Annotated in this window: 19 protein-coding genes; 13 read left to right on the forward strand and 6 right to left on the reverse strand. The window is 68.9% G+C overall.

All coding sequences use genetic code 11. The features are described from left to right. Complete coding sequence (gene hmgA / locus MYSTI_RS26595; protein ID WP_015350901.1) at positions 1–1,338, forward strand: homogentisate 1,2-dioxygenase; 1,338 nt, start codon at positions 1–3, stop codon at positions 1,336–1,338. Further along, on the forward strand, positions 1,335–1,703 hold the full coding sequence (locus tag MYSTI_RS26600) for a Rieske (2Fe-2S) protein (RefSeq protein ID WP_015350902.1): 369 nt from the start codon (positions 1,335–1,337) through the stop codon (positions 1,701–1,703). The genes hmgA and MYSTI_RS26600 overlap by 4 nt, the downstream gene beginning before the upstream one ends. Before the next feature lie 2 nt (positions 1,704–1,705). On the opposite strand, the gene MYSTI_RS26605 is transcribed toward MYSTI_RS26600, so the two are convergent. The 3 genes from MYSTI_RS26605 to MYSTI_RS26615 form a co-directional block, all read right to left on the reverse strand. Beyond that, the gene (locus MYSTI_RS26605; protein WP_015350903.1) at positions 1,706–2,422 is read right to left on the reverse strand and encodes an NAD(P)-dependent oxidoreductase; all 717 of its coding nucleotides are present in this window, start codon (positions 2,420–2,422) and stop codon (positions 1,706–1,708) included. 155 nt (positions 2,423–2,577) lie between these two features. After that, positions 2,578–3,282, reverse strand: a complete 705-nt coding sequence (locus MYSTI_RS26610; RefSeq protein WP_044281418.1) for a metallophosphoesterase family protein — start codon at positions 3,280–3,282, stop codon at positions 2,578–2,580. Continuing rightward, a complete protein-coding gene (locus tag MYSTI_RS26615; RefSeq protein ID WP_015350905.1) occupies positions 3,266–4,123 on the reverse strand; it encodes a nucleotidyltransferase in 858 nt (285 codons plus the stop codon). Before MYSTI_RS26615 ends, MYSTI_RS26610 begins: the two co-directional genes overlap by 17 nt. A 211-nt stretch (positions 4,124–4,334) precedes the next feature. Here MYSTI_RS26615 and MYSTI_RS26620 point away from each other — a divergent pair, with 211 nt between their 5' ends. The 9 genes from MYSTI_RS26620 (at position 4,335) to rpoZ (ending at position 13,373) form a co-directional block, all read left to right on the forward strand. Beyond that, positions 4,335–5,318 (forward strand): hypothetical protein, encoded by a 984-nt coding sequence (locus MYSTI_RS26620; RefSeq protein ID WP_015350906.1) that lies wholly within the window; start codon positions 4,335–4,337, stop codon positions 5,316–5,318. Between the two features lie 25 nt (positions 5,319–5,343). Continuing rightward, a complete protein-coding gene (locus MYSTI_RS26625) occupies positions 5,344–5,886 on the forward strand; it encodes an RNA polymerase sigma factor (RefSeq protein ID WP_015350907.1) in 543 nt (180 codons plus the stop codon). Next, positions 5,883–6,650 carry a zf-HC2 domain-containing protein gene (locus tag MYSTI_RS26630; RefSeq protein ID WP_015350908.1) on the forward strand — a complete coding sequence of 256 codons (768 nt, stop codon included), beginning with the start codon at positions 5,883–5,885 and terminating at the stop codon, positions 6,648–6,650. The genes MYSTI_RS26625 and MYSTI_RS26630 overlap by 4 nt, the downstream gene beginning before the upstream one ends. After that, a complete protein-coding gene (locus tag MYSTI_RS26635) occupies positions 6,647–8,245 on the forward strand; it encodes a caspase family protein (protein WP_015350909.1) in 1,599 nt (532 codons plus the stop codon). The genes MYSTI_RS26630 and MYSTI_RS26635 overlap by 4 nt, the downstream gene beginning before the upstream one ends. A gap of 11 nt (positions 8,246–8,256) precedes the next feature. Next, positions 8,257–9,216: a hypothetical protein gene (locus MYSTI_RS26640; RefSeq protein WP_015350910.1), complete on the forward strand. Its 960-nt coding sequence runs from the start codon at positions 8,257–8,259 to the stop codon at positions 9,214–9,216. A gap of 73 nt (positions 9,217–9,289) precedes the next feature. Next, on the forward strand, positions 9,290–10,918 hold the full coding sequence (locus tag MYSTI_RS26645) for an AmpG family muropeptide MFS transporter (protein ID WP_015350911.1): 1,629 nt from the start codon (positions 9,290–9,292) through the stop codon (positions 10,916–10,918). A gap of 93 nt (positions 10,919–11,011) precedes the next feature. After that, positions 11,012–12,649, forward strand: a complete 1,638-nt coding sequence (gene pgm, locus MYSTI_RS26650) for a phosphoglucomutase (alpha-D-glucose-1,6-bisphosphate-dependent) (protein WP_015350912.1) — start codon at positions 11,012–11,014, stop codon at positions 12,647–12,649. Then, a complete protein-coding gene (locus MYSTI_RS26655) occupies positions 12,646–12,996 on the forward strand; it encodes a DoxX family protein (RefSeq protein ID WP_015350913.1) in 351 nt (116 codons plus the stop codon). The genes pgm and MYSTI_RS26655 overlap by 4 nt, the downstream gene beginning before the upstream one ends. Before the next feature lie 137 nt (positions 12,997–13,133). After that, positions 13,134–13,373: a DNA-directed RNA polymerase subunit omega gene (gene rpoZ, locus MYSTI_RS26660; protein WP_015350914.1), complete on the forward strand. Its 240-nt coding sequence runs from the start codon at positions 13,134–13,136 to the stop codon at positions 13,371–13,373. Positions 13,374–13,390: 17 nt separating this feature from the next. On the opposite strand, the gene MYSTI_RS26665 is transcribed toward rpoZ, so the two are convergent. From MYSTI_RS26665 to MYSTI_RS26675, 3 genes are read right to left on the reverse strand one after another with little or no spacing between them, the layout of a single operon-like run. Continuing rightward, positions 13,391–13,870 carry an NUDIX hydrolase gene (locus tag MYSTI_RS26665; RefSeq protein WP_015350915.1) on the reverse strand — a complete coding sequence of 160 codons (480 nt, stop codon included), beginning with the start codon at positions 13,868–13,870 and terminating at the stop codon, positions 13,391–13,393. 39 nt (positions 13,871–13,909) lie between these two features. Beyond that, complete coding sequence (locus tag MYSTI_RS26670) at positions 13,910–14,551, reverse strand: hypothetical protein (RefSeq protein WP_015350916.1); 642 nt, start codon at positions 14,549–14,551, stop codon at positions 13,910–13,912. Positions 14,552–14,569: 18 nt separating this feature from the next. After that, a complete protein-coding gene (locus MYSTI_RS26675) occupies positions 14,570–15,172 on the reverse strand; it encodes a hypothetical protein (protein ID WP_015350917.1) in 603 nt (200 codons plus the stop codon). 416 nt (positions 15,173–15,588) lie between these two features. Between MYSTI_RS26675 and groES the strand changes: the two genes are divergently transcribed. Both groES and groL read left to right on the forward strand, forming a co-directional pair. After that, positions 15,589–15,879 carry a co-chaperone GroES gene (gene groES / locus MYSTI_RS26680; protein WP_015350918.1) on the forward strand — a complete coding sequence of 97 codons (291 nt, stop codon included), beginning with the start codon at positions 15,589–15,591 and terminating at the stop codon, positions 15,877–15,879. Between the two features lie 33 nt (positions 15,880–15,912). Continuing rightward, positions 15,913–17,556, forward strand: a complete 1,644-nt coding sequence (groL, locus tag MYSTI_RS26685; protein WP_015350919.1) for a chaperonin GroEL — start codon at positions 15,913–15,915, stop codon at positions 17,554–17,556. The last annotated feature ends 62 nt before the right edge of the window (positions 17,557–17,618 follow it).

Here is a 17,618-nt window from a genome sequence, read left to right on the forward strand (position 1 = left end):
GTGACTCTCGAGAATCGAAGCGCGGTCACTCCGAAGAGCGGGCTGCGCAAGGCGCCCGGCGACTTCCTCTCCGGATTCGGAAACGAGTTCGCGACGGAGGCGGTCGCGGGCGCCCTCCCCGTGGGGCAGAACTCTCCGCAGCGGGCCCCCTTCGGGCTCTATGCGGAGCAGTTGTCGGGCACGGCCTTCACCGCGGCGCGCCGGGAGAACCGGCGCTCCTGGCTGTACCGGCTGCGGCCCAGCGCCAACCACGCGTCCTTCAAGGTCCACCCGCAGGGGCTCCTGCGCGGCGGGCCGTTCGACGAGGTTCCCCCCACGCCCAACCGGCTGCGGTGGAGCCCCCTGCCCGCGCCCACCGAGCCCACGGACTTCATCGAGGGCTGGGTCACCTACGCGGGCAACGGAGACCCCGGTGTCGGCGCGGGCGTCGCCGTCCATCTGTACCGCGCCAACCGGTCCATGACGGACAAGGTGTTCTTCGACGCGGACGGTGAGCTGCTCATCGTTCCGCAGGCGGGGAAGCTCACGCTCGTGACGGAGATGGGCGTGATGGACCTGCGGCCCGGCGAGATCGGCGTGGTGCCTCGCGGCGTGCGCTTCCGCGCGGAGCTGCCCGAGGGCCCTGTCGCGGGCTACATCTGTGAGAACCACGGCGCCCTCTTCCGCCTGCCGGACCTGGGGCCCATCGGCGCCAATGGCCTCGCCAACGCGCGGGACTTCCTGACGCCCGTGGCCGCGTTCGAGGACGTGGACCGCCCGACGCTCGTCATCCAGAAGTTCCAGGGCCGGCTGTGGTCCTCGCAGTTCGACCACTCTCCGCTCGACGTGGTGGCGTGGCACGGCAACCTGGCGCCGTACAAGTACGACCTGGCGCGGTTCAACACCGTGGGCACGGTGAGCTACGACCATCCGGACCCGTCCATCTTCACGGTGCTGACGTCGCCGAGCGAAGTGCCGGGCACGGCCAACTGTGACTTCGTCATCTTCCCGCCTCGGTGGATGGTGGCGGAGAACACCTTCCGGCCGCCCTACTTCCATCGCAACGTAATGAGCGAGTTCATGGGGCTGGTGCATGGCGTGTACGACGCGAAGGCCGGCGGCTTTGCTCCGGGCGGCGCGTCGCTGCACAACTGCATGAGCGGCCATGGGCCGGACCGCTCCAGCTACGAGCAGGCGGTGAAGGTGGACCTGAAGCCGCACAAGATCCAGGACACGCTGGCGTTCATGTTCGAGTCGCGCTGGGTCTTCCGCCCCACGCGCTTCGCGATGGAGACGCCCGCGATGCAGCTGGACTACGACCACTGCTGGGACGGCTTCGAGAAGGCCCGCCTGCCTTGAGCCTTCCACCCCGGCAGCGCGTCTACACGACGCCTCCTGACGTCACGCTCTGCCCGGTGGACGCGCTGCAGGACCCGGGCGCGCGCAACATCGTGATGCAAATCGAGGAGGCCTTCTTCCACGGCTTCCTCGTGCGCAAGGGGGACCAGGTCCACGGCTACGTGGACCGGTGTCCCCATGCGGGCCTGCCCCTGGCGCGGGTGCTGGACCAGTACCTGACTCCCGACAAGCAGCTCATCCACTGCTCGTGGCACGGCGCCCTCTTCCAGTTGGAGGATGGCCAGTGCGTGGGAGGCCCGTGCGCGGGCGCCTCGCTGACGCCCTGGCCCGTGAAGGTCGAAGGCGGGATGGTCGTCACCGCCTGAGCTCACGCGGGTGCCGGAGCGCGGCTCGCATGAGCCAACGCGCTCTCCGTACGGCATCCGACGATGGCGGGCGCCGCCTGGATGAGTGAGTCGTCGGTGAGGGCCTCCACCATGAAGTGCGCGTAGTCCACGCGCCGCGTCCGGTTGCTCGCGAGCATCGGGTCGCCGACATGGTGGCTCCACACGGGCAGCCCCTGGCTCTCGCCTTCCTCGAGGTCGCTGCCTCGGACGACGGTCCATCGCCGGTTGCTGGCGAAGATGCGACGGCACGCCTCCACCTGGTCGTCGACATCCACGGCGCGCAGGGCGCGGGCCAGCCAGGTGACGACGCGGACGCCGGCCTTGAACTGCCACGAGTACAGGTCCTGGCCGTCCTTGGAGATGTGCCAGCCGCACGAGAAGACCAGGCGTGCGCCGGGTGCGGCGAAGTCGAGCACCGCCTGCGCCGTGCCTGACGAGTACTGCCGCACACCCCAAGGAGCCAGCACCGTCAGCACGCCGTCACAGCCGGCGACGGCCGCGCGGATGACGTCCCGGTCATTCGTCGGCCCCGGGATGAGGGTCATCCGGTCCGCGAACCGCGCGAGCTTCGGGACGCTGCGCTCACGACAGACGCCCACGACCTCGTAGCCCCGGTCCAGCGCGTGCTGGACCATGTACTGCCCGAGCTTCCCCGAGGCGCCTATGATGCAGACCTTCTGCACCTGGTGCGTGCCCATGTCCTCGCTCCGTCCTCTCGTACCTCGATTGCACTTACACTTCAAGAAACGATAGACCCGCGCTGCGAGGACGCCAAGCCACGATGGCGTCCCCCTGGGCGGGCCTCGCTCCCTCGAGAACGAGCAGCCCCCACGACGATTGCATGAGGCAGCGCCTAGACCTCCAGCAGCACGTAGCGCTGGTCCGGTGTATGGCGCGCGAGCAGGGGCATCGCGACGTTGTAGACCGGGATGCCGCTCTTGGTCTGCCCTCTGAGCGCACCATGGTGCGCGTGGCCATGGAACACCGCCTCCGCGCCATAGTGGTCAATGGGCATGGCCAGGCGGCTGGTGCCGAGGAAGGGGCGAATCTCGATGTTCTCCCCCTCCAACGTCTCCGGGATGGGGGCGTAGTGCATGATGATGACCTTCCGAGGTGTGTCCAGGTGGCTCAGCGCGGCCTCCAGCTTGAGCGACTCCGTCACCGCCTCCTGCACGAAGGCCTTCGTCTGCGGCTCACCGAAGGCTTGCAGCGTGGCGTTGCCGTAACCACCGCCAAAGCCCTTCACGCCCGCGACCCCCAACACCTTCTCGAAGATGAAGTGGTCCCCATCGAGGATGTGCACGCCCACCTTGGCCAGCTCGGAGCAGATCTCCTTCACCTGTCCGTGCTCGTAGTCGTGATTGCCCAGCACGGCCGCACATGGCACGCGCAGCGCGGACAGGTCCTCGGCAAGGACCTTCCCTTCCTCGAGGAGGCCACGGTCCGTCAGGTCGCCGCACAACACCAGGAGGTCCGCCGTGGCGTTGACCTGCTTGACGAGGTGACGGAAGCGTCCGTGCTGGTCCTCCCGACAGTGCAAATCACCGACTGCCGCCAACCGAATTTTCGAGCTCGGGTCCCGCGACACGCTCGCCCCCCTGCTGTCGTTCGTTCTCGTCCCAGGCCCGTCCGTCGCCGAACCCCCAGTGGTGGATGTCCACGTGGTAGTTCACCTTCGAGACGAGGTTGCCCCGGCACATCCGCGCTTCCCACCGGCCCTCGAGAATGCTGTCCATCGTCCGCCGCATCAGCTCCGCCATCACCCAGTCCGGGATGACATCGCGCTCGGAGGGATAGGCGAAGCGGAACATCATCAAGTGACTCAGCAACACTTCCCAATATCGGTCGAAGCGCCGCATCAGCCGCGCCCAGTCCATGCGCTGCCCCGCCTTGAGGATGAGGTGGTTGACGTCCGCGCCGTCGTAGCGCTCTCGCTCCGCGACGAACGCCTTGGACCAGATCATCTCCTCCGCCGGCGCCACCAGACATGAATGGCCGAAGACGGTGGCGCGGCTGGCGTGCTCGAACCACTCGTCGTCCACCACCGCCACGCCGTTGCCGGACGAGAAGATGAAGTCAACGAAGTAGTCGCCCTTGAAGGCCTTGTAGAGCCACACCTCGTCGGTGCGCTCGGTGCGCCACCCATCCTTCTCCAGGACCTGGAGCGCCCGGAGCGCGTCCGCCTTGCGAGGAAACAGGTCCAGGTCCTTCGTGTCCCGATAGATGCCCGTATAGGTGGCGTACGCGTAGGCACCGCCGACGACGAACGGCACGCCCGCGTCGCACAACAACCCCACCGCCCGCGCACGGGCATTGATTTCATCCGCGGTGCGCTCGCGCTCGGCGAGCCCCGCGTCCGTGCCCATCTCCCCGGGATGATTGGGGTGTCGCTTTTCCATGCGCGAAAGGTAGGGACGATGGACTTCCAGCGTCCGACGGCCGGGTGAAGTCGTCCGCCTGGCAGCCGGCCGACCTCCAACCCTCTGGAATCTCAGCGGGTTTCAGCGCCGAGCAGGTGCGCTTTCTGTTTTTCGACGGGGCTGTGTCCATAGGGGCGAACACGTTGCCGCTCGGCCGCCCGCCGGGGGCCGCCCGAAAGGAAGATGGACCATGCTGCGCAAGAGCCTGCTGTGTGCCGCTTTGATGCTCGCGGGATGTGGTGATTCCGACTCGAAGCAGGACGAGGCGTCGTTCCGTGGAGGTGTCCCCTCCAAGCAGATGGTGGAGGTGAACTCGCCCGCCCCGAAGGGCCAGGGCCTGACGACCGAGTACGCCGGCCCCGGTCAGACGTCCGAGTACTACATCCTCACCGTCGCGGCGGCGGCGACCATCAACGGCGGGACGCTGGGGGTGCTCAACCTCATCGAGGAGATCGTCAAGCACCCGCCCACCTCCATCAACGGCGACGTCGCCGTGTGGGGTCCGCACTCGCAGCCCTTGAGCCTCATCACGTGGAAGCTGACCGTCACCCACACGCAAGGCGACACGTACTCGTGGGTGCTGGAGGCCAAGGCCAAGCTCGAGCCCGACACCGCCTTCAAGGCCGTGCTCTCCGGCTCGCACACCGCGGCCGAGGACGCGAACGGCGAGCGTCTCTCCGGCTACGGCTCCGGACAGTTCCTCATCGACTGGGAGCGGAACAACGCGCTGCCGGGCAACAGCGGCGGGCCGGAGGGCATGGCCACGTTGGAGGTCCGCTACTCGCGCAAGGCGCCGGATGCGGTGGCCACGGTGGAGGCGGACTTCTCGCGGTCCACGGGCGCGGGTGAGCAGGCGAGCGCGAACTACCGCTTCGCCCAGACGCCGGGCGCCGGGGGTGAGCTGGACTACGTGGTGAGGCAGAACCTGGATGTGGACCCGACGCGTTCGAAGCTGGAGCGTCTGGCCATCAAGAGCCGCTGGGAGCGCACGGGGGCGGGTCGCTCGGACATCAAGGTGTCGGGCGGCGACCTCTTCGGCGAGGCGACTGTCAACGAGTGTTGGGATGGCCGCTTCCTCAGTGTCTACTTCGCGGTGAGCTTCCGCCCGGATGTCGGCCATGGCACGGTGAACGCCTGCGGAAGCTTCCCCACGGCGGTCTACTCCACGCTGTAACGCGGCTCGCGGTAGTCTCTCTCGTGTGACAGCAACGCGGCAGCCAGCCCTCAGGGTCATCCAAGGCGGTCCTCTTCCGGACCGGCGCGACTTCCTGCGGGAGCTGTACACACGACATGGCGGCAGCGTCCTGGGGCGCTGCCGCTATCTGTTGAAGGATGAGGCGCGGGCGGAGGATGCGCTGCATGACGTCTTCGCTCGCGCCCTCTCCCACGTGGATGAGTTCCGCGCGGACGCCTCGCCCCTGACGTGGTTGATGAAGATCGCCACACACCACTGCCTGAACCAGCTCCGCTCGGAGCGCGCGGGATGGCGGCGGTGGTTCGAACGGGATGCGGCCGCGCGCCCGGAGGCCCATGGCGGCCCCGGCGAGATGGAGACGCGGGACCTCATTCGCAGGCTGCTGTCGAGAGTGGACACGGAGACCCAAGCGGCGGTGATTCACTACCACGTGGATGGGATGACGTTGGAAGAGGTGGCCGCGGTGGTGGGGCGCTCGGTGCCCACCATTCGCAAGAGGCTGGAGCACTTCGCCGCGCTGGGCGGAGAGGAGCTGAGGGTTCGATGAGCGCGCACGAGTCGGAATGGACACTGCGGCGCCTGCAGGCCGGTGAGCTGGTCCTCGCCGAGGCCGCTCGCGTCCGAGCCCATGCGGCGAGCTGCACCGCGTGCGGCGGTGTCCTGCGCGGCATCGAATCGAATCAGGCGCGCTTCGAGCAGGAGCATCCCTATGACCGGTTCGAGGCGGGGGTGGCTCGGGCCCTGGAGCGGCAGCAACAGCAGGCGGTGGTGAGGCCCGCGCCCCGACGCTGGGTGGGCACGGCGGTGGCGCTGGCCGCGTCGGTGCTGGTGGTGGTGCTGGCCCGTCCCCTGCTGCCGCAAGGCTCGGGGTGGGACCGGAGCAAGGGCGGCGACGTGGCGGAGCTGCGCATCGGCGGAGGCCCGGGCCCCCAACGCGAGGCCCGGCCCGACTCCCCCGAGGCCCTGGAGCCCGGAGAGCGGGTGATGCTGGGCTACAAGGCCGGCACGCACCGCTACATGGCCGCGGTGTCGGTGGATGCCATTGGCGAGGTGACGCCACTTCATCCGGAGTCCGGGACGAGCGCGCCGATGGAAGCAGGCTCGGAGGTGCACTGGCTGCAAGGCAGCTGGGAGCTCACGGGCTCGGGCATGGAGCGGGTGGTGCTGGTGATGAGCGATGAGCCCTTCACGGTGGAGTCACTCGTGGACGCGGCCCGGCGCGCCTTCACCTCGGCCCATGGAGACGTGGAGCGGATGACGTCGCTCGCGGTCCCGGGCGAGCAGACGCACTGGGTGCTGCTCAAGCCATGAGCCCTCCCCTGCTCTCGTTCTGGCGCGCGGTGGCCGCCATCCTGCTGCTCGTGGCCTCGGGCGCGAGGGCGGAGGGACTGCGCCGCTTCGCGCTCATCGTCGGCAATGACGAAGGGGGCGACGACACGCGGCCCCTGCGCTTCGCGCGCGACGATGCGAGGAAGATGCACGGGCTGCTCGCGCGGCTGGGCGGCGTGGCGCCCGGTGACGCGAAGCTCTTGCTGAACGAGTCCTCGAAGGACTTCCTCGCCGCGCTGACGGAGCTGGAGGCGCGCGCGCAGGAGGCTCGGGCCCGGGGCGAGCGCACCGCGCTGCTCGTCTACTATTCGGGCCACGCGAAGGACGGCACGCTGCGGCTCGGCAACTCCCGCGTGGGCTTCGAGGACCTCAAGAAGCGACTGTCAGCGACGTCCGCGGACATCCGCATCGCGATTCTCGACTCGTGCCGCTCCGGCGCGCTGACGCGCACCAAGGGCGCTCGCAAGGCCCCGGCCTTCCAAATCGAATCCGGCGCGGAGCGTGACTCCCGCGGCCTGGTCATCCTCACCTCGAGCTCGGCGGATGAGGACTCGCAGGAGTCGGATGCGCTGGGGGGCAGCTACTTCTCCCATCACCTGGCCAGCGGGCTGCTAGGTGATGCGGACCGCAGCGGTGATGGGCGGGTGACGTTGTTCGAGGCGTACTCGCATGCGTACGCCCGCACGGTGGCGGACACCGCGGCGAGCAGCGGAGGCGCGCAGCACCCGACGTTCAGCTACGACCTCGCGGGCAACGGCGACCTGGTGCTGACGGACCTGCGCGCGTCGGGAGATGGGCTCGTGGTGCCGGGCCTCGCGCCGTCGGGCACGTACTACTTCGTGGACTCGGCGGGGATGGTGGTGGCGGAGCTGGACAAGGCGCCCGACCTGGAGCGCCGCGTGGCGCTGGCCCCTGGGACGTACCGCGTGAAGCGGCGGCTCTCGGACCGGCTGCGCATCGGCGAGGTGGAGGTGGCGCGCGGCCGGCAGGTGGTGCTGGAGGAGACACGCCTGAGGGATGCGCCCTTCTCCGATGACCCGGTGAAGGGCGTGGCCTCCGCGGAAGGCGCCTGGTGGACGGTGGGCCTCTCAGGAGGTCTGCAGTCCTTCTTCGATGCCCCCACGCGCGAGTCGCTGTTCCTGTCGGTGGGCCTGTTGGGCGCGGAGGCGCAGCTCCACGACTACTTCCGCCGGGACTGGGTCTGGGGCGTGGACGTGGCGCTGGGTGGGAAGCAGGCGCTGCTCGCGCTGCCCACGCTGAGTGGTCCCGCCTACAAGTACTCGGTGATGAGCCTGGGCACGACGCTCAAGTCCGAGTGGCCGCGCGGAAGCATCGCGCCCTTCGTCGGCGTGCGCATGGCGTACCTCGTGATGCGGCGCGACTTCGCGGATGCGGCCTATCCCGACCAGAAGTACGCCATGTTCTCCCCTGGATTGGAGACGGGCCTGCGCTGGCAGCCCCTGCGGCGCTTGCACGTGACGGGACGTGCCCGACTCCACTACCTGCTCTACACCGTGGATGAGCAACGCTCGCTGGGCTTCTGGGAGCTGGGCGCGCTCGTCACGTATCAGCCTTGAAGGAGCATTCGATGCGACACCTGGTGCCTGTCTTTCTCTGTCTGGCCCTGGCCGCATGCGGCGGCGACTTCTCCAACGACGACCTGGAGTTCCTCAACGCCCTGCCCCAACGCCAGGACCTGGCGGCGACGGTCCCCGGTCAGGACAAGGAGGCCGGCGGGAGCCCCCGCATCGCGGGCAAGACGGCGCTCGCGGTGGGGCGGCTGGGGTTTCCGTCGGGCATCATCGTCGACACGGACGAGACCGGCCGGCGCTTCAACGAAGTGGTCGACTCGATGCTGGCCTCGCTGGAGACCATCCGCTCCGCGCCCCCCACCGAGCGCGAGCCCGACCGCCGCGTGTGGGGCCCCTACCCCGACCGGAGGGAGCGGCGCTTCGAGGCGCGGTTCGTGATGACACGCGAGGGCGAGCGCTTCGACTACCAGCTCCAGTACCGCCGCGGCGGCGAGGGCGAGGACGCCTGGTGGAGCTTCATCACCGGCTCGTTCCAGGCCAACGGCGGCATCCGCAAGGGGTCGGGCAGCCTCATCCTGGAGCTGCGGCGAGCGCGCGAGAAGGGCTTCATCCTGGGGCTCGACCTGCTGGAGCGCGAGGAGATTCATTACCAGACGCGGACGCTTCCCACGCGCGTGGAGCTGGTGTTCGTGAGCATGCAGCCCCTGCTCCTGCCCTCCAAGTACATCTACCGGCAGGGCGAGGGCGGCGTGGCGGAGATGACCTTCGAGCTGCAGGGCACCGACTTCGTGGCGGGAGGGCTGCCCGAGGACGTGGCGCTCACCACCCGCTGGTCTCCGGACGGCCGGGGCTCCGGCTCCCTGCGGATTCTCAAGGGGGACATCCAGGGCGCGCAGTACACCGAGTGCTGGGACAACCGGGGGCGGGTGACGTTCATCTCCCGGAGCTGGGACTTCCTCAACCCGACCGAGGGCGTGCGCTCGAGCTGTCCGGACATGACGGCGCTGGACCGGTGACCGGGCAACCCTTCGAGCGTCAGCGCGCGGGAGCCCCTGGGCTGACTACCCGGCTGGTATAGAGTCCGCCGCCATGAGCGAGCAGGACAAGAGCGGGCAGAAGGCGGCGCGGCCGGGGACCTGGGCCAGTCTCGCGCGGGCCATGGCCTCCTGGCGCACGGCCTCCGTCACGTTGCTCTCGTTCTCGTCGGGTCTGCCGCTCGGCCTCGTCTGGATTGCCATCCCCGACTGGCTGCGCAGCATCGGCGTGGACATCCGCGTCGTCGGCCTCATCACGCTGGCGCAGGCCCCGTGGTCCTTCAAGTTCCTCTGGTCCCCGCTCATGGACCGGTATGTGCCGCCCTTCTGGGGACGGCGCCGGGGCTGGATGGCGGTGGCGCAGGTGGCGCTCTTCGCGACGACCCTCGCGCTGGCGGGCGTGGGCAACCATCCCGAGGCCGCGTGGGTGGTGGGCGCGCTGGCCATGGCGGTGGCCTTCGCCTCCGCGACGCAGGACATCGCCATCGACGCCTACGCGGTGGAGGTGCTGCGCAAGGACGAGCAGGGCGTGGCGGTCGGCGCACGCGTGGCGCTGTACCGCGCGGCCATGTTCATCGCGGGCTCGGCCTCCATCACGCTCGCGGGCCGGGTGTCCTGGAAGTGGGTCGTCATCGGGCTGGCGGCGCTGTACCTCCCCATGCTCTTCGTCACCCGCTTCGCGCCGGAGCCCGAGGAGCACTTCACCCCGCCCAAGTCGCTCCGGGACGCCGTCTGGTATCCCTTCGTGGGCTTCCTCGCGAGGCACCGGGCGCTCGAAATCCTCGCGTTCGTGTTCCTCTACAAGCTGGCCGACAACCTCGGCGGCACGCTGCTGCGCCCCTTCCTGGTGGACATGGGCTACAGCGACATCCACCGAGGCGTCGCGCTGGGCACCATCGGCCTGTTCGGCACCATCGCGGGCACGCTCATCGGCGGCGCGTGGACGACGGTGCTGGGCCTGGGCCGCGCGCTGTGGGTCTTCGGGGTCATCCAGATCGTGTCGAACATCGGCTACGTGCTGGTGGCGCGCGCGGGTGAGCCCAACGTGATGCTGATGTACTGCGCCATCGGCTTCGAGCAGGTGACGCAGGGCCTGGGCACCGGCGCCTTCTCCGTGCTGCTGATGAGGCTGACGCAGAAGCGCTTCTCCGCCACCCAGTTCGCGCTGCTCTCCAGCCTCTTCTCCATCCCGCGCGTCGTGGCCGGCCCCATCGCGGGCTTCCTCGTGTACTCCATCGGCTGGGAGCCCTTCTTCTGGTTCACCATGGTGGGCGGAATCCCGGGCCTGCTGCTGCTCGCGCGCTTCGTGCCGCTGGGCGTGAGGGACCCTGACTTCGACGTGCAGAGCCGCCCCGTCGCTCGCGCGGTGAGCCGCTCCGTGCTCATGGGCAGCGCGGTGGTCTCCGCGGTGCTGGCCATGGGCGTGGGCGCGGCCCTCACCGCGCTGCTCACGGCGGTCCAGAACCTGCGCAAGACGCCGCAGGCGGGCTTCGACTTCGGCACACCCTTCGCCGCGTTGTTCCAGCCCGCGGGAGTCACGGACTGGGTGACGCTGGCGAGCATCGCGGTGTTCGGCTTGACGGTGGGCCTGCTCACCGCCGCGGTGCTCGCGGCGCGCTCGGGGGCCTTCTATCTGCCGGACGAGGAAGCCCCTCCGACGCCGTCAGGCGCCACGGGCACGTAGGGGACAGGGCGGGGAGGGTCTCGGTCCACCCGAGGACAGCACGCGGACAACGGGTGTTCTTTCCACGTGCCGTGCGCCTATGGTGGGCCCGTCATGGCCCATCCTCTCGCTGGAAAGCTCCCGCCGGAAGACCTCCTCATCGACCCCGAGAAGCTGCGCGCGCGCTACTACTCGGAGCGCCCCGACGTGGCCGTGCCCGAGCAGCGCGTCGCCTTCGGCACGTCCGGGCACCGTGGCTCCTCGGAGCGCACCAGCTTCAACGAGGCGCACATCATCGCGGTGACGCAGGCCATCTGCGAGTACCGGCAACAGCAGGGCATCGACGGGCCGCTGTTCCTGGGCATGGACACCCACGCCCTCTCCGCGCCCGCGCAGCGCACCGCGCTGGAGGTGCTGGCCGCCAACGGTGTCCAGGTGCGCTTCACCGACGGCGCCACGCCCACGCCGGTCATCTCCCACGCCATCCTCACGTTCAATCGCGGCAGGACGGCGGGGCTCGCGGACGGCATCGTCATCACGCCGTCCCACAATCCGCCCGAGGATGGCGGCATCAAGTACAACCCGCCCAATGGAGGCCCCGCGGACACGAATGTCACCGCGGGCATCGAGCGCCGCGCGAACGCGCTGCTCGGCGAAGGCAACGCGGGGGTGAAGCGCACGCCGTACGAGAAGGCGCGCACCGCCGCCACGGTGAAGCTGCATGACTTCATCACGCCGTATGTCGAGGACCTAGCCTCCGTGGTGGACATGGAGGCGCTGCGCGGCGGGAAGCTGAAGATTGGCGCGGACCCGCTCGGCGGCTCCAACGTCGCGTACTGGGAGCCCATCGCCGCGCGCTATGGATTGAACCTGCGCGTGGTGAACCCCACGGTGGACCCGACGTTCCGCTTCATGCCGGTGGACCACGACGGGAAGATTCGCATGGATTGCTCATCGCCCTACGCGATGGCGAACCTCGTCAAGCTCAAGGACCAGTACGACCTGGCCTTCGGCAACGACGCGGACTCGGACCGGCACGGCATCGTCACGCGCTCGATGGGGCTGATGAACCCCAATCACTACCTCGCGGTGGCCATCCACTACCTCTTCCAGAACCGGCCGGAGTGGAAGCCGGGCACCGCCATTGGCAAGACGCTGGTGAGCAGCGGCCTCATCGACCGCGTGGCCAAGAGCCTGGACCGCCGCGTCGTCGAAGTGCCGGTGGGCTTCAAGTGGTTCGTGGACGGGCTGCTGGAGGGCTCGCTGGGCTTCGGTGGCGAGGAGAGCGCGGGCGCGTCCTTCCTCCGCCGCGACGGGAGCGTCTGGACCACCGACAAGGACGGGATGCTGTTGGACCTGCTCGCGGTCGAAATCCTCGCGCGCACGGGCAAGGACCCGGGTGAGCACTACCGGGAGCTCTCCGGGCGGCTGGGCACGCCGTACTACACACGCATCGACCAGGCGGCCACGCCCGCGCAGAAGTCCATCCTGAAGAAGCTCTCGCCCGAGTCCGTGAAGGCCACGAGCCTCGCGGGTGAGCCCATCCTCCAGCGCCTCACGCGCGCGCCCGGCAACGGCGCCGACATCGGCGGCCTCAAGGTCGTCGCGGAGAATGGCTGGTTCGCCGCGCGCCCCTCCGGCACCGAGGACGTCTACAAGATCTACGCGGAGAGCTTCCGCGACGACGCGCACTTGAAGGCCATCCTCCAGGAGGCCCGCGCCATCGTCGACACGGCCTTCCAGGGCGCATGAAGCACGTCCTCATGTACGTGCTCGGCCTCTTCATGGTGGCCGGCGGCATCAACCACTTCGTGAACCCGCGCGTCTACGTGCGGATGATGCCGCCGTACCTGCCGTGGCATGGGCCCCTGGTCTTCTGGAGCGGCGTGGCCGAGGTGCTGCTGGGCGTGGGGCTGCTGGTGCCCGCGACGCGGACGGTGTCGGCCTGGGGGCTCATCGCCCTGTTCGTCGCCATCTTCCCCGCCAACCTCCAGATGGCGCTCCAGCCGGAGCGCTTCCGGAAGATTCCCCGTCCCCTGCTCTGGGCGCGGCTGCCCCTCCAGGGCGTCCTCATCCTCTGGGCCTGGGGGTACACCTAGGCGACAGGCCCCCCAGTGCCCCGAGGGGACGGCGCCTGTCCGCCCGCTACCCCGCATGTGCGTCCTTCCTTGACTCCCCCTGGGGGGCTCTTTAGGTTTCACCGTTTCCGTCGCCCACCGAAATCCAAGGACGTTCCATGGCTCGCGTCACAGTCGAAGACTGCCTCCCCCTCGTCGACAACCGGTTCGCGCTGGTGCTGCTCGGTGCGAAGCGCGCGCGTCAGCTGATGGCCGGCGCCCGCCCCATCATCGAGCAGTCCAAGAACAAGCCCCCCGTGCTCTCGCTGCGCGAGGTGGCGACCGGCCGCGTGAAGTTTGATCGCGACGTGCGCGAGGCGCTCTCCGGCAAGTACGCCGGCGAGGAGCCCCGCAAGTAGTCCGCGGTACCGAAGTCCTAGGTTCCCTTCCCCTCGGGTCCCACGGCCGGGGAAGGGGCCTCCGGAAGCAGGCCCTGTGCACGCATCCACCTCACGGCGCGCGCGGCCACGGCCTTCTCTCCCTTGTAGCCGAGCAGGGGCACCAACTGTCCCACCGGCACCCAGCGCACCTCGTCCACCTCCACGCGCGGCCCCGGCAACGGCCCCAGTGCCCCCTCCTGGTAGCGGAAGAGGAAGAAGTGGACGCGCTTGAAGATGCGCTGTCCCCGGAACTGGTAGACGTAGCGAATCTCCCCCAGCGGCGCGATGAGCGCGGCGGTGAGCCCCGTCTCCTCGCGGACCTCCCGGCTCGCCGTCTGCTCCGGCGTCTCGCCCGGGTCCACGTGCCCCTTGGGCAGTGCCCACAGAGGACGGCCATGGGGACGGATGACGACCACCTCCCAGGTGCCGTCACTCTCCCGGATGACAATCCCGCCTGCGGACGCCTCACGTGGCATGCCCACCTACCCTAACCGATAGCGAGGCGCCGCGGGGACTCAACCACCGTGGGCGAAGTGGCGAAGCTTCGCCTCCGCCCCCAGCCGGTAGGCATACCGGAGGTCCGTGAGCAGCCGGTCCAACCGCCGCTTCGCGACATGCCCCATCAGCCGCGAGCAGAACCGCTGCGAGAGCCGGTTGGCCTCCTGGTACCGCCAGCGCTCCTGGGAGGAGAGCCGCGCCCGGTAGGACACCCGCTCGAAGAGCCGGGTGAACAGGACCTGGGCCCACGCGCCCACGTCCTCGCCCCAGCGGTGCAGCAGGCACACCGCGAACTTGTCCACCTCCGCCTGGGCCTCCAGCTCCAGCAGGGACACCGTCCGCCCGTGCGCCGCGGTGTGCGCCATGTAGAGGAAGTGGCTGACCCCTTCCGCCACCTGGCAGTAGCCCGAGAGCTCCCCGTCCAGCAGGTGCCCGGGTGGGCTGGACTCGTAGGGCTTGAGCCTGTCGAGCAGCGCGGGCGACAGGTACAGCGCCAGCTCCAGCGAGTCCTCGGACTCGTGGACCAGCAGCTCCTCGTCGCTCCGCCCCGTGGCACCCAGCCGGACGGCGGCCTCCGTGTCCACCACGAAGACCTCCGCCCGAGCCTCACAGGTGAAGCCGTAGATGGCCTCCAGGTGGTCCTGAACGCGGCCAATCATCACGCCTCCGTCCCGCTCTCAGTTGGGAAGCTGCCCCTTGGAGGTCCGCGGCATCATTCCCGCGTCCACCAGCACGCGCTCCAGCCGGTCGCTGCCCGTGCGCGCCCACGTCTCGTAGACCTTCAGCGCCCCGCTGGGCCCGGCGCTCACCATGCCCCGCGCGGCAATCTCCTCCAGCACCTCCACCACCGAGCGGAACTTGTCGTGCAGCTCGCGGTACATGCCCGCGAAGCCCGCCCGAGGCGACAGCTCCGCCACCTGGCCGTACGCCGTTCCGCCCATCTGGATGTAGTAGTCGGGCCCCACCACCCCGCCCTCCAGCGCGCCGGAGAAGAACCCGACGGTGTAGAGCGAGACGTCTCCCAGTCGCCGCAGCGTGCGGATGCGAGCCTCCCGCTCCTGCTGCAGCGCCTGGTGGTACAGCACCGCCAGCGGCTCATGGGCACGGCGCCCATCCTCCTGGCGGTCGAACAAGGTGTCCGTGCTCGCGAACTCCGCCAGCAGGTTCACCAGGTAGAACTCCGTCACCTCTTCCAGCCGCACCCGCTGACGCGCCGTGACTTCGTCGAGGAGCGACTTGAAGAACTCCTTCAGAGACAGGGACGCCACCAGTTGACTCATCGACACTCCCGTCCACCCACCCGGCCATCCCTCGGCCTTCGGGGATGACGGAACGGTAGCAATGTGTCCGGAGCGTCGCAAAACAGGCCCTCAATGATTCCGGGCACTTGCGCTAGCACTCGTGCCTTGCGAGTGCCAATTTCCAGGCCCAGGGCACGCGCCGGCGGCAGACGCGTCACGGCGGGGCTGCGAGTGAAAAAGGACAGCAATGCCGGGCAGTTGGCAGCTCGGAGTGCGCCCAGCCCGCGTGGCTTGACGGGTCGACTTCGCTGGTTATTATCCGCCGCGACTGGGCGTTAGCACTCGTGAGGTACGAGTGCTAATGCCGCGGGCCGTCACGGCCCATCTTCAACCCCAGAGGCGCCATGGCGCCGGCCGGAGTTCCCGGACGGTGGGCGCCCATCAAGGAGCAGACCATGAAGATTCGTCCCCTGCAGGATCGGCTCATCGTCAAGCGGGTCGCCGAGGAGAACAAGACCAAGGGCGGCCTCTTCATCCCGGACACGGCGAAGGAGAAGCCCCTCGAGGGCAAGGTCGTCGCCGTCGGCAATGGCAAGGTGCTGGAGAACGGCTCCGTGCGTCCGATGGACATCAAGGCTGGCGACACCATCCTCTTCAGCAAGTACGCCGGGACCGAGATCAAGCTCGACGGCGAGGAGCACCTCATCCTCCGTGAAGAGGACGTGCTCGGCATCCTCGACAAGTAATCCGCTCCCACCCCTTTCTAAGGAATCTCCATCATGGCGAAGGACCTACTTTTCGACGTGCGCGCCCGCGAGGCCATCCTCCGTGGCGTCAACATCCTGGCCGACGCGGTCAAGGTGACCCTGGGGCCCAAGGGCCGCAACGTCGTCATCGAGAAGAGCTTCGGCTCCCCCACCATCACCAAGGACGGTGTGACGGTGGCGAAGGAGATCGAGCTCGAGAACAAGTTCGAGAACATGGGCGCGCAGATGGTCAAGGAGGTTGCCTCCAAGACCTCCGACGTCGCCGGTGACGGGACGACCACGGCGACCGTGCTGGCGCAGGCCATCTTCCGCGAGGGCGCGAAGCTGGTGGCCGCCGGTCACAACCCCATGGACATCAAGCGCGGCATCGACAAGGCCGTCGCGGTCATCGTGGCCGAGCTGAAGAAGCTCGCGAAGCCGACGAAGGACAAGAAGGAGATTGCCCAGGTCGGCACCATCTCCGCCAACGGCGATGCCACCATCGGCCAGATCATCGCGGACGCGATGGAGAAGGTCGGCAAGGAGGGCGTCATCACGGTGGAGGAGGCCAAGGGCCTGGAGACCACGCTGGACGTGGTCGAGGGCATGCAGTTCGACCGCGGCTACCTCTCCCCGTACTTCGTGACGGACCCGGAGCGGATGGAGGCGGTGCTGAACGACGCGCTCATCCTCATCCACGAGAAGAAGATCTCCTCGATGAAGGACCTGCTCCCCATCCTGGAGCAGGTGGCGCGCGCGGGGAAGCCGCTGCTCATCATCGCCGAGGAAGTTGAAGGCGAGGCCCTGGCCACGCTGGTCGTCAACAAGATCCGCGGCGTGCTGAACGTGTGCGCGGTGAAGGCGCCGGGCTTCGGCGACCGCCGCAAGGCCATCCTCGAGGACATCGCCACCCTGACGGGCGGCCGGATGATCGCCGAGGACCTGGGCATCAAGCTGGACACGCTGACGCTCCAGGACCTGGGCCGCGCCAAGCGCGTCACGGTGGACAAGGACAACACCACCGTCGTCGACGGCGCGGGCAGCGAGCAGGAGATCTCCGCGCGCGTGAAGCAGATCCGCGCCCAGGTGGAGGAGACCACCAGCGACTACGACCGCGAGAAGCTCCAGGAGCGTCTGGCGAAGCTCGTGGGCGGCGTGGCCGTCATCAACGTCGGCGCGGCCACCGAGACGGAGATGAAGGAGAAGAAGGCCCGCGTGGAGGACGCGCTCAACGCGACCCGCGCGGCCGTCGAGGAGGGCGTGGTTCCTGGCGGCGGCGTGGCCTACATCCGGTGCCTCAAGGCGCTGGACGGCCAGACGTTCGTCGACGGTGAGAAGTTCGGCGTGGACATCATCCGCCGCGCCGTCGAGGAGCCCCTGCGTCAGATTGTCGGCAACGGCGGCCTCGAGGGCAGCGTTGTCGTCAACAAGGTCAAGGAGGGCACGGGTGCCTACGGCTTCAACGCCGCCACCGGCGCCTACGAGGACCTGCTGGCCGCCGGCGTCATCGACCCGGCCAAGGTGAGCCGCACCGCGCTGCAGAACAGCGCGTCCGTGGCCTCCCTGATGCTCACCACCGAAGCGATGGTGGCCGAGCGTCCGAAGGAGGAGAAGGACATGCCCGCCGGCGCCGGTGGCATGGGCGGCATGGGTGGCATGGGCGGCATGGGCATGTAGTCGCCCCCACCCCGGCTCGTCCGGGGTGACTGCTCCACAGGCGGCCTCCGGTTCCTTTCAGG

Origin of the sequence: Myxococcus stipitatus DSM 14675 (genome assembly GCF_000331735.1) — a bacterium.
Classification (GTDB): domain Bacteria; phylum Myxococcota; class Myxococcia; order Myxococcales; family Myxococcaceae; genus Myxococcus; species Myxococcus stipitatus.